General features: G+C 35.4%; 8 protein-coding genes. 5 read left to right on the top strand and 3 right to left on the bottom strand.

The genetic code is table 11. The annotated features are described in order from the left end of the window. Positions 1 to 232: 232 nt before the first annotated feature. The gene (locus LG651_RS06460; RefSeq protein ID WP_226695315.1) at positions 233 to 1252 is read right to left on the bottom strand and encodes a LacI family DNA-binding transcriptional regulator; all 1020 of its coding nucleotides are present in this window, start codon (positions 1250 to 1252) and stop codon (positions 233 to 235) included. Positions 1253 to 1388: 136 nt separating this feature from the next. On the opposite strand from LG651_RS06460, the gene kduI reads away from it, so the two are divergent. Genes kduI through LG651_RS06445 form a run of 3 tightly spaced genes read left to right on the top strand, consistent with a single transcriptional unit; the run spans position 1389 to position 4226 of the window. Continuing rightward, positions 1389 to 2231 (top strand): 5-dehydro-4-deoxy-D-glucuronate isomerase, encoded by an 843-nt coding sequence (gene kduI, locus LG651_RS06455; RefSeq protein WP_226695314.1) that lies wholly within the window; start codon positions 1389 to 1391, stop codon positions 2229 to 2231. Positions 2232 to 2237: 6 nt separating this feature from the next. Continuing rightward, the gene (locus LG651_RS06450; protein ID WP_226695313.1) at positions 2238 to 3032 is read left to right on the top strand and encodes a gluconate 5-dehydrogenase; all 795 of its coding nucleotides are present in this window, start codon (positions 2238 to 2240) and stop codon (positions 3030 to 3032) included. 18 nt (positions 3033 to 3050) lie between these two features. After that, positions 3051 to 4226: a DUF4861 family protein gene (locus tag LG651_RS06445; protein WP_226695312.1), complete on the top strand. Its 1176-nt coding sequence runs from the start codon at positions 3051 to 3053 to the stop codon at positions 4224 to 4226. A gap of 84 nt (positions 4227 to 4310) precedes the next feature. On the opposite strand, the gene LG651_RS06440 is transcribed toward LG651_RS06445, so the two are convergent. Then, positions 4311 to 5546, bottom strand: coding sequence for a glycoside hydrolase family 88 protein (locus tag LG651_RS06440; protein ID WP_226695311.1), 1236 nt, complete (start codon positions 5544 to 5546; stop codon positions 4311 to 4313). A 402-nt stretch (positions 5547 to 5948) separates the two neighbouring features. On the opposite strand from LG651_RS06440, the gene LG651_RS06435 reads away from it, so the two are divergent. Both LG651_RS06435 and LG651_RS06430 read left to right on the top strand, forming a co-directional pair. Further along, the gene (locus LG651_RS06435; protein ID WP_226695310.1) at positions 5949 to 9152 is read left to right on the top strand and encodes a SusC/RagA family TonB-linked outer membrane protein; all 3204 of its coding nucleotides are present in this window, start codon (positions 5949 to 5951) and stop codon (positions 9150 to 9152) included. A gap of 20 nt (positions 9153 to 9172) precedes the next feature. Further along, entirely contained in the window at positions 9173 to 10957 is a 1785-nt protein-coding gene (locus LG651_RS06430) for a RagB/SusD family nutrient uptake outer membrane protein (RefSeq protein WP_226695309.1), read from the top strand. A gap of 115 nt (positions 10958 to 11072) precedes the next feature. Here LG651_RS06430 and fucP read toward each other — a convergent pair whose 3' ends face one another. After that, entirely contained in the window at positions 11073 to 12386 is a 1314-nt protein-coding gene (fucP, locus tag LG651_RS06425) for an L-fucose:H+ symporter permease (protein WP_226695308.1), read from the bottom strand. Positions 12387 to 12395: the final 9 nt, after the last annotated feature.

Raw genomic sequence — 12395 nt, 5'->3', positions numbered from 1 at the left:
ACTTAGATTGGCCCATAACAAAAATGTTATGAAAATTTTAATTCGCATTAATTAAAGTGGTTTAGTTTAGTAGTTTTCTTGTAAAGTATAATAACTCGCTTAACAAGATTTAAAAAATTAAAATAACAAAAAAAATATTACTTTTTAAAAGATTAACTATTTAGAATAATATACTTACTAAAGTAATTAGACTAAAAACAACAATCAAAAAACCTAAAATTACAATTAAAGTTTAGTTTCGTTTCGATGAGTTTCGTTCAATTAAATTTGCCTTAAGAACTATATTTTCTCCTTTTTCTGGAATTTGTTTATTTTCAATGTAGCTTAAAATTAACGCTGCTGCTGTTTTACCAATTTCTAACCCAGATTGATCAATTGTTGTTAAAGATGGCTCAATAACAGTTGATATAGGTTCGTTACTAAAACCAACAATGGCAATATCGTCTGGAATTTTTAAATTGCTCTGCTTAATACATTTAATAGCGCCAATTGCAGCCATATCGTTTGCCGAAAACACAGCATCAATTTTTTGTTTCAAATTTAAAATGGTTTGCATGCTTTTAAAACCATCGTCCTCCATTAATCTTGTTACTATTACATTCTCAGGATTAAATGCGATGTTGTGCTTTTTTAATGCTGCTTTATAACCTGCTAATCGGTTTTTGTATATTTCCAATTCGTTGGGACCAGAAAAATGCACTATATTTTTATTTCCTTGCAAAATTAAATGTTCGGTTGCATCAAATCCGCCTTTAAAATCATCAATTAATACGTTGCTATTTCCTGCTTCATTACAGTGCCTGTCGAAAAATACTAGCGGTATATTGCTATTTTTTACTATTTCTAAATGTTGATAATTTAAGGTTTCCATCGAAATTGAAATTAAAACCCCATCAACACGTTTTTCCACCAAGCCATTTACAATACTTTGTTCGCGTTCCAGCTGCTCTAAGGACTGGCAAATAATTACATTATAACCCGCTAAATAAGCTGTTTCCTCTATACCCTGAATTGCCGACGAAAAAAAATGCCTAGAAATTCGTGGTACAATTACTCCCAAAGTATTGGTAACGTTTTTACGTAAGCTAGATGCCAAAACGTTCCGTTTATAACCTAATTCTTCGGCCTTTTTCAAAATTTTTTCCTTAGTCTTTAAAGTAACCCGAGGGCTATCGTTTAAAGCTCTAGATACCGTAGAGCTATTTATGTTTAAGGCCTTTGCTATATCGTGAATGGTGGGCTTATTGTTCAAAATCTCAAATTTAATTTCACTTTACAATCAACAAATATAGCAAAAATACAATCGATTGCATTTTAATAAATTTTCTTATCTTTACATACTTAAATTTTGATCGTAATTCTATACAAATCATTAAAACTAGATAAAAATGAAAAATAATTTTGAAGTAAGATACGCGGCTTCACCACAAGATGTTAAATCGTACGATACAACCCGTTTAAGAGACGAGTTTTTAATTGATAATTTAATGCGTGCCGATGAGTTAAACTTGGTATATTCTCATTTTGACCGCTTTATTTCTGGAAGTGCAGTGCCTGTAAAAGGCGATTTATCGCTCGATACTATAGATCCTCTAAAAGCAGAATTCTTTTTAGAAAGACGCGAACTAGGTGTAATAAATATTGGAGGTGCTGGTACCATTACAGTTGACGGTGAAGCCTACGATTTAGACAATCGTGAAGCTCTTTACGTTGGTCAAGGTAATAAAAACGTTGTTTTTTCAAGCAAATCGAGCAGCGAACCTGCTATGTTTTACATCAACTCTACTCCTGCCCACAAAGCTTATCCTATTAAAAAAATTGGTATTAACGATGTTGAAGTAGTGGAACTTGGTGCACCAGAAACTTGTAACGCAAGAACCTTACGTAAATACATTGTAAATAGTGTTGTAGATGTTTGCCAACTGCAAATGGGAATGACCGAACTAAAATCGGGAAGTGTTTGGAACACCATGCCTGCACACGTACATGATAGAAGAATGGAAGTTTACTTTTATTTCGACGTTCCAGAAGACCAAGCCGTATGTCACTTTATGGGACAACCACAGGAAACACGACACATTTGGATGCAAAACAATCAGGCAGTAATTTCTCCAGCATGGTCTATTCACTCGGGTGCTGGAACAAGCAACTATACTTTTATTTGGGGAATGGCCGGTGAAAATTTAGACTATGGTGATATGGACCATTGTAAAGTTAACGAATTAAAATAAGCAAATATGTCTGTAAACTTATTCGATTTAACAGGAAAAGTAGCTTTAGTAACTGGCGGTACACATGGTTTGGGTCAAGCCATGGCTACAGGTTTAGGAAATGCCGGTGCAACCTTAGTTATTAATGGCGCGTCTTCGCAAGAAAAACTAGATAAAGCAGTAGAATATTACAAAGCTCTAGGCATAAAGGCATATGGCTATTTATTTGATGTAACCAATGAAGCTTTGGTTATTAAAAACATTGCTGCCATTGAAAAGAAAGTTGGAAACATCGATATTTTAGTAAACAATGCGGGAATTATTAAAAGAACACCGCTTGAAGATATGGAAGTTGAAGATTTTGAAGCCGTAATAAAAGTAGACTTAGTAAGCCCTTTTATAATGTCTAAACATGTTGTAAAAGGCATGATAAAGCGTAAAGAAGGTAAAATTATTAATATTTGCTCTATGATGAGTGAATTAGGTAGAAATACGGTTGGCGCTTATGCTGCTGCAAAAGGCGGGCTAAAAATGCTTACCCAAAACATGGCAACAGAATGGGCTAAACATAATATACAAACCAACGGTATTGGTCCAGGCTATTTTGCTACAAGCCAAACGGCACCAATTCGAGTAGATGGCCACCCATTTAACGAATTTATTGTTAACCGAACGCCTGCAGCGCGTTGGGGCGACCCAGACGATTTACAAGGCGCAGCTATCTTTTTAAGCTCAAAAGCTAGCGACTTTGTAAACGGACAAGTAATTTATGTTGATGGCGGAATTTTAGCTACTATTGGAAAACCTTCAAACGAAGACTAAACAAAAACTAAACATATTATGAATAAACACTTAATTATAGCTGGCGCATTTTGCGCCACTATTTTTTCTTCTTGTAATCAAAAAGAAAATATCAAATCAATTATCGTTAAAAATAATTTAGATTTTGAGCGATCGCACGAAACTGTAGAACTAACAAAATCGTTTTTAAATGTTGAAGATTTAAACACGATTGGAATTAAAAATGCAGAAACTGGAACTTTACAAGTAACACAAACTGTAGATACCGATGGCGATGGTAACATGGACGAAATTTTATTTCAACCTAAAGTTGAAGCCAATAGTGAAACTACATACCAAATTGTAACTATAACTGAAGCCGAAAAACCTAAAGCAGAAGCTCTTTGCTATTCTAGATTTGTTCCAGAACGCACCGACGATTATACTTGGGAAAATAACAAAGTAGCATTTCGTGTTTACGGACCAGTAGCACAAAAAATGGTTGAAGACGGTGTAAAGGGTGGCACATTATCAAGCGGAGTTGATGCTTGGTTAAAAAAAGTAGAATACCCAATAATTAACAATTGGTATAAAAAAAATTCTGAAAGACCTGGTGCCTATCACGAGCCATCTCCAGAAGGTTTAGATAATTTCCATGTAGGAAGCAGCAGAGGTGTTGGTGGCATTGCTGTAAAAGAAGACACAACCTATCACCTATCTAAAAACTATACGAAATGGCGCACTATTACCACCGGTCCAATTCGTACTAGTTTTTATTTAGAATATGAGTCGTGGGATGCCGGGGAAAAACGCATTAAAGAATCTAAAGTTATAAGTTTAGATTTGGGAAGTAATTTGTCTAAATTCACAACTCACATAGAAGGAACCGATGCTATTTCGGCTGGATTAACCTTGCATGAAAAAGATGGTAAAGTAACCGGAAACAAAGAAAATGGATGGGTAAGCTATTGGCAACCTCATGCCGATTCCGAAATTGGCACCGCCATTGTAGCAGAAAAAGGAACTTTTTTAGGTTACGAAACATACGATACCGAAGCTATCGATTTAAGTAATGCTTATGCAGAACTTAAAGTGAAAAATAACACGGTAGTATATTATGCCGGTTTTGCATGGAAAGAGGCCGCGCAGTACCCAACACCTGAAGCGTGGGAGAGCTATCTAACTAAATTTGCAAAGCAAATAAACAACCCTTTAAAAGTTAGCCTAAAAAACTAGACTAAACATAACTTTTACACATAAAAAAAGCACTTAAAAACAAACCTGTTTTATAAGTGCTTTTTAACTAACTAACTCAAATACTTATTTTAATGCTAATTCACTTTTCGTGGTCTTAGCATGTAATTTCTTTAATCTTAACAAGGCTTCCATGTAATAATAGTCGGCATAGATAATGGGTACATCTATTTCGGAATTTTTAGGGAAATGCCCTGTTGAATGCAATAATAAAGCTTGATTTTTATCTCCACTTAAATACTTTGAAGACGATAATTCTTCAACATAACTTACAGCAGCATTAAAATACTTTTCTTTTTTGTTTTCGTCTTTTATCAATTGAGACAGTTCAATCATACCACATGCTGCCACAGCCGCTGCAGAAGCATCTTTTGGAGCTTCAGGAATATTAGGGTCATCGAAATCCCAATAAGGAATTTTATCTTCTGGTAAACGATTCATATAATGATTCGCCAATTTTTCTGCAGTATCTAAAAAGGCTTGTTCTCCAGTTTCTCTAAAGGCTACGGAAAACCCATAAATACCCCAACCTTGACCTCTAGCCCACATCGATTCGTGTGCATAACCTTGGTGTGTATAACCTCTTAAAAACTCACCCGTTTCTTCATCAAAAGATCCCACATGATAAACCGCACTATCCTTTCTAACAATATGATTCATGGTTTTTTCGGCATGACTTTTAGCAATATCGTATAACCCTTTATTTTCCCCATTTTTGGCAGCCCAAAACAAAAGCTCTAAATTCATCATATTATCAATAATAGTATTGTATTTGAATTTATGCTTTTGGCTAGGCCAAGATAAAATAGTTCCAACCTTTGGGTTATATAAGGTCGCCAATGTATCGGCAGCTGCTAATAAAATGTCTTTATAAGCCTCATTTTTTGTTAATCTGTAACCATTACCATAACTACAATACATCATAAAACCAATATCATGGTTGTCGGCTGGGGTATACGCAATTGGTTTTAATGGATCTGTAAATCGTTCTGCTTGCTTTTTTAGCTCTTCGTTGTTTGAAGCCTCATAGGCATACCATAATGTACCAGGCCAAAATCCACTACACCAATCTGTGTAACTAACAAATCCCCAATTCGTATTTTCTCCTTTTATATTTCTTGGTAAGCTATCTGCTTTTGCCAATCCTATTGAAACTTTTTCTAGCTTCGTTACATTTTTCTGCAAAACATCTTCAAACGTAAAGGCAGTTTCTTCTATTTTGGTTTCAGCTTCTTTTTTTGTAGAATTACAAGACAGCATCATTAAAAATGCTATTACTAAGGATGACTTAATTATATTCATATTAATTTTTGGTTTTCGACAATACAATGTTATAAATAAGCCCTATTAATAGTGTTAAATTATTATCCATAAGCTATAAATTATGGTTCATTTATCGAAATCCTCATATTTTTCTAAAAAACTTTTAATATCCATTCAGGGTTAGTTTATTGCTAGATTCTTTAAAAAATTCTCAAATACAGCGTATAAAAAATCAAATAATCGCAATTTAAAAGCAGTTTTTTAATGATACATAACCAACACTGGTACACCAATTTAAGCGTAAATGCATCATAATTTATATTAGTTCGGCTATAATTTAAAATTAAGCTTGTAGAATCTATTTAATATTGTCTTAACAAATTATGTCCTAAATTCCTTAATCAAGGAAAACAACAGAAACTAATTAAAATTAACTATTTTATGACTAACAAATTTAAAATTCGGGCACTTATAAAAAATCCAATACTACTCTTTGGAATTTTTAGCCTTTTTGTTTGCACGCTTTCCAGTAAAGCCTACGCAAACCCAGACCCAACTATTACACAAAACAAAACAATAACAGGTACCGTAACCGGTGCAGACGACCAAATGGGCATTCCAGGTGTTAATGTTTTGGTAAAAGGCACATCAAACGGTGCTGTTACAGATTTCGATGGAAACTATAGCATAACAGTTTCATCTAACAATGATGTTCTGGTTTTCTCGTACATTGGTTATGTAACCAAGGAAGTTACGGTAGGTAACCAAAGCACCGTTAATGTTACATTAGAATCTGATGTCTCTGCTTTAGATGAAGTTGTAGTTGTTGGTTACGGAACCGCAAAAAAAGAAACCTTAACTGGAGCTGTAGAACAAGTTAAAGCTGAAGCTTTTGAAGATTTAGCTGTTGGTAGTCCTGCTCTTGCATTACAAGGTAGAACACCAGGTTTAGTAGTTACACGTACATCATCTAGACCAGGAAATGAAGATATCAACTTCTTAATTCGAGGCGCTTCTTCTATTAACGGAATTTCACCTTTAATAGTAATTGATGGTGTTCCTGCCTTAAACGCTTCAGCGTTTAATGAAATGAACCCAAACGATATAGAAAGCATTAGTGTTTTAAAAGGTGGATCGGCATCGGTTTATGGTTCTAGAGCTGCTGGTGGTGTTATTTTAGTTACCACTAAAAAAGGTAAAGGTGATGTAAAGGTAGATGTTAGTACCATTATGAGAATGGGAACAATTGGTATTAGACCACCAACACCAACCATGACAGAATACGGAGACATTTACCTTGCTGCTGTAGATTCAGATTTAGCTGCAGGAAAAAGCCCAAGATATTTTTTCTGGAACGACTATGAAACACTTGAAAGAATAGCGGCCGGAGAAGAAGGTTACTACGATTTACCTATTAATGGTAGAGTTTGGTTAGCAGAAGGTAACCGTTTTGACGACCTTTTTGGAAACTCTTATTCTGCACAGCATAACATAAGCGTATCTGGAAGCACTGAAAAAAGTAATTTTCGTCTTTCTGCTGGTTATGATGATAACGTAGGTGGTTTAAAAGTTGCCGACGATTCATCTGAGCGTTACAATTTCTCTTTAAACTACAATTTAAACATTAGCGAACGACTAAGTTTAACAACTAATGTTTCATATTTTCATCGTCATATATCTGGACCAACTGGTGGTTTAGCTCGCGAAGCTGCTGCTTACGATGCCCCTTTGTTCCCTGCTTACAACGATTTAGGACAATATTACTCAGTTTTTGGTGGTGTTAACATTACAGGAGCCAGAAATGCTATCGCGCAAGTTATTGATGGCGGACGTCAAAATTTTATAGACGAGCAATTAAAAATTTACGCACAAGCACAGTACAAACTAACAGATAATTTAAATATTACAGGTTCTTATTCTGTAACTAGGCAAAATAGTGAAGACCAAGAATATGCGCTTGCAGCACCTTTATATAGCTGGCAAGGGGATTTCGCTACGTATATAAGAGACCCAAGTAATACGTACATTGAAGAAGAAACTGGAAATGTAACCTATAAAAATTATAAAGCTACATTAAATTATAACAACAATTTTGGAGACCACAACCTTTCTGGACTTTTAGCGATAGAAGCAGAAAAAAACACTAATAATGCATTAAGAGCCAGAAGAACCGGTTTTGTAGATTACGGTGTTTACGATTTAAATTTAGGAGCAACAGACCAAAGTATAGAAACCGAAGGTGGAGGAAATACCTGGGGCGCTTTTGGATATATTGGTCGTATTAACTATGACTATAAAGAAAAATATTTATTAGAACTTCAAGGAAGAAGAGATGGTTCGTCTCGTTTTGCAGATGGAGAAAAATGGTCTAACTACTTTAGTATATCTGGTGGTTGGGTTATTAGTGCAGAAAACTTTTTAAATAATAGCGATATTCTTTCCTTTTTAAAACTACGTGGTGGTTATGGCGAATTAGGAAGTACCTCTGGGTTTGGGAATTTTGGATACCTATCTACCGTAGGCTTTGGCACAACCGTATTTGGTCAAACCAATGCAGGGCAACAAGAAACCTCTCGCGCCAGCAATTTATTTAGCGATACCACCTCATGGGAACGCATAGTTAATAAAGAAATTGGTATGGACTTTAAATTATTTAATAACGCTGTATTTGGTTCTTTAGACTTATTTGAAAAACAAAATAGAGATATGCTTGTGAGCTTGGTTTATCCGGACATACTAGGTGCCGGAGCGCCTTTAACCAATTCAGGAACTTTAGTGAATAAAGGTTGGGAGTTCCAAATTGGATGGCGTGGAAACTTTGGAGATTTAAATGTTAGTGTAGCTGCAAATATGAGCGACTCTAGAAACGAAATAACCCAATATGATGGTGCTGAAGCAATTGTTGCTGGTTTAAATAGCGTAGATGATGATGAAAACATTTTAGTCAAGCCGATTAACTCGTATTACCTATATAACACCGATGGTTATTTTGCAAACCAAGCTGAAGTAGACGAGTATTACGCAACTTACTCAGGGGGCATTTTGCCTACACAAGGTACAGCCGCAGGTTTAGTTCCTGGAGACACAAGAATTGTTGATAGCAATGGAGATGGCGTTATAGATACTAACGATTTAACCTATCATGGAGACTCTTCACCACATCATGTATTTGGATTTAATTTCGATTTAAAATATAAAAATTGGGATTTAAGCGCATTCTTTCAAGGCGTTTTAAACCAAAATTTAGTTCGAACTGGATATTGGGCAGCACCATTTCAGCAAGTATGGCAAAACCAATCGGCGACTTGGTTAGGAAGAACCTGGACAGAAGATAACCCAAATGCAGAATTCCCGAGACTTTCAACCCAACGCAATGTGGCTAACTGGAATTACATTAACAAAGATTTCATGAAGCAAAACAACCGTTATGTGCGTTTAAAATCATTAATCGTAGGCTATAATATTAACGATTTAAAAATATCAAATACTAACATTGATTTGGTTAGAATATATTTTTCAGGAAACGATTTATTTGAATTTACAAAGGTAAAAGACGGTTACGATCCAGAATCTCAGGCAGGAGCCAACAATGCTACCTATCCCTTCATGCGAACTTGGGCATTAGGTTTAAAAGTTTCTTTATAACATTAAAAACACACTTAAAAATGAAAAAGATTTTATATATAATAATACCATGCATCTTTGCGGTTTTTACTTCGTGTGAAGATGAGTTTATTGACCTAACACCACCAGCATCAATTACAGATGATGTTTATTACAATGAAGCAGAACATTTCTTATCTGGTTCTAACAGGTTTTACACTTATTTAACTGGCTGGGGAGACCAAGGTATTTATTCCGATCATGGCTCGGACTTAGTAGGCTATTTTGAAGGCGGTGATATGCAAGAATACGGAAGAGGTGAAATTTTAGCACCTGTTGATGATGACTATTACACAGACGCATATGAATACATTCGAGACATTAATTTACTTCTTGAACGTGCAGAATCTTATTCTGGCACAGAAAGTATTATTGAGTATGTTGCGGCATCAAAATTCCACAGAGCGTTTCAATATTTCTTTTTAGTACAACGTTTTGGTGGCGTAACACTTGTAACACGTTCTCTCGATGTAAACTCAGAAGAATTATATGCACCACGAAACAGCAGATATGAAGTAGTAGCGCAAATACTAACCGATTTAGATGATGCCATTGCAGGCTTACCATTGGAAGCTAACATTGCTTCAGAAGATAAAGGAAAAATAAGTAAAGAAGCTGCTATGGCTTTTAAAGCCAAAGTTTTATTACACGAAGCCACTTGGATGAAATATGTAGGTACTACCACCGATGGAGATGGGGTAAGCTCTGGAGCTGGAAGTGCTGGTTATGATGCTGCAAATATAACACCGTATTTTGAAGAAGTAGTAACCCTAACGGAGGCTGTTATGAATTCATCAAGTTTCGAACTTTGGAATTACAATGATGTTTTAGATGGCTTAACCCATAATTTTCTGTTCAATCTTGAAGATAGTGGATCGAATCCTGCTGGTTTAGACAAAGCAAGCAATAAAGAGTTTATTTTATACGGCAAATACGATTTTACGTTTAGACAGGCCAATACCTTGGTAAGTCATGTTTACAATGGCAGATTAAGACCAAGTAGAAAAATGATGGACTTGTTTTTATGTACAGACGGTTTACCAATTTCAGAATCCGATTTATTTGAAGGCTATTACGATACGCAAGACGAGTTTCAAAACAGAGATTTAAGAATGCGAGCCTATTTTACACACCATGAAGCTCTTGGAGAAATTCCACAAACTGGTGATGTTCTTTTAAATGGAACAAACAACTTTGGGTATTTTAACTCTAAATTCATGAGCTGGAACTGGGGAACTGCAGATGCGTACAGAGCGACACAAACAGAGAGTTATGATATACCATTAATTCGTTTAGCAGAAGTATATTTAATGTATGCCGAAGCCCTATACGAATTAAACGGAACTTTAACCGATGCACAAATGAATGCTTCTATTAATTTATTAAAAGAACGCGCCGGTTTACCTCCACTTACCAATGCATTTTTAACGGCTAATAATATGAACATTGAAACCGAAATTAGAAGAGAACGTGCTATTGAATTATATGCTGAATCATCTTCACGCTACTCAGATTTGAGACGTTGGGGCATTGCTGAAGCTGAATTAGGAGAAGCTGTATATGGTGCAGTTATAGAGGGCACTGTTTACGAAGGTAACGATGCTTTATACACTCCAGGTGTTTACAGCTACAGCCCAGAAAGTACTACAACGGGAGTTGGGGAACGTGAATGTTTAGTTATTCAACCAGAATCAACACGAAATTTCACTAGAGAAAATTACTTATTCCCATTACCAACATCGCAAACGGGTTTAAACGATGCCTTGTTACAAAATCCTGGTTATTAACCATTAAAATTTCCTAAAATAAAAAAACGGCTGCAAATTAATTTGCAGCCGTTTTTTTTATTTCATGCAATAAACATTTTATCAATATCAATGCAACAATCGATATTAAAATTAATTAAGCTTTTCTGCTTCTATACCCAAAATAGCCAACAAAAGCTAAACAAAGTGCTGGTAAAATAAACGAGGCATTAACTTCTGGAATGTATCCCAAAATATTTAAATCGTTAAAACCATCGCCACCCAAATCTAAAATAGCAGCTTGAGCTATCGGCATTAAAGCACCACCAACAATAGCCATTACTAAACCTGCAGAACCTATTTTGGCTTCATCGCCCATATCTTTTAAAGCAATACCATAAATTGTTGGAAACATTATAGACATAAATACTGAAATAGCGACCAACGAAATTAATCCAGCCATTCCTGGTAAAACAATAGCCCCAATACTGGCTAGTGCCCCACAAAAACCAAACAAAGCCAAAACATTTGGCGGATTAACCTTTTTCATTAATCCTGTGCCAATCCATCGACCAGACAAAAACAAAATCATCGCAGCAATGTTATAATTTGTCGCGGTAATATTCCATCCCATTTCTGCATTTAAATTATCGACATACTGAAAAATGTACGTCCAACACATAATTTGAGAGCCCACACATGCAGCTTGTGCTAAAACACCCGTTACATAATTTTTATTGGCAAATAGTTTTGAAAACGACTTTTTTAAGCCCATTTTATCGGCTTCTGGGGTTTTCGGGATTTTTGTAAAAAATATAATAGCCATAATTATTAACACCAAAACACCTAAACTTAAATAAGGCACACTAATTACACCTAAATCATTTTCTCGAATAGCCGCCAATTCGTTTGATGATAAAGCGTTGTACGCATCGGTAGTATAATCATCCGATTGCAGTGCGCCTAACACAAAAACCTGCGCAATAATCATCCCTGTTAACGAACCAACCGGATTAAATGCTTGTGCTAAATTTAGCCGCTGCGTTGCTGTTTTTTTATCGCCTAAAGCTAAAATTAACGGATTCGCCGTGGTTTCTAAAAAAGCCAAACCGCAAGTAATAACCCAAAGCGACACTAAAAAATAATTATATTCTTCATATTTAGCTGCAGGATAAAATAAAAATGCGCCAATTGCGTACAATGTTAAACCTAATAAAATTCCCGATTTGTAACTAAATTTCCTAATAAATAAAGCTGCCGGTAAGGCCATAAAAAAATATCCGAAGTAAAAAGCAAACTGCACCAATGATGCCTGAATATTAGACAATTCTGGCATTACTTTTTTAAATGCAGAAACCATTGGGTTGGTTAAATCGTTAGCAATTCCCCAAAGGGCAAATAGCGAAGTAATTACAATAAATGGAAACAATAGCGCTTTACTAACTATTGGTGTTTTAGTTTGGTTGGTCATTTAGTTTAA

The organism is Neotamlana sargassicola, from assembly GCF_020523965.1.
GTDB classification, from domain to species: domain Bacteria; phylum Bacteroidota; class Bacteroidia; order Flavobacteriales; family Flavobacteriaceae; genus Neotamlana; species Neotamlana sargassicola.
This window is presented reverse-complemented; position numbering and strand designations above follow the sequence as displayed.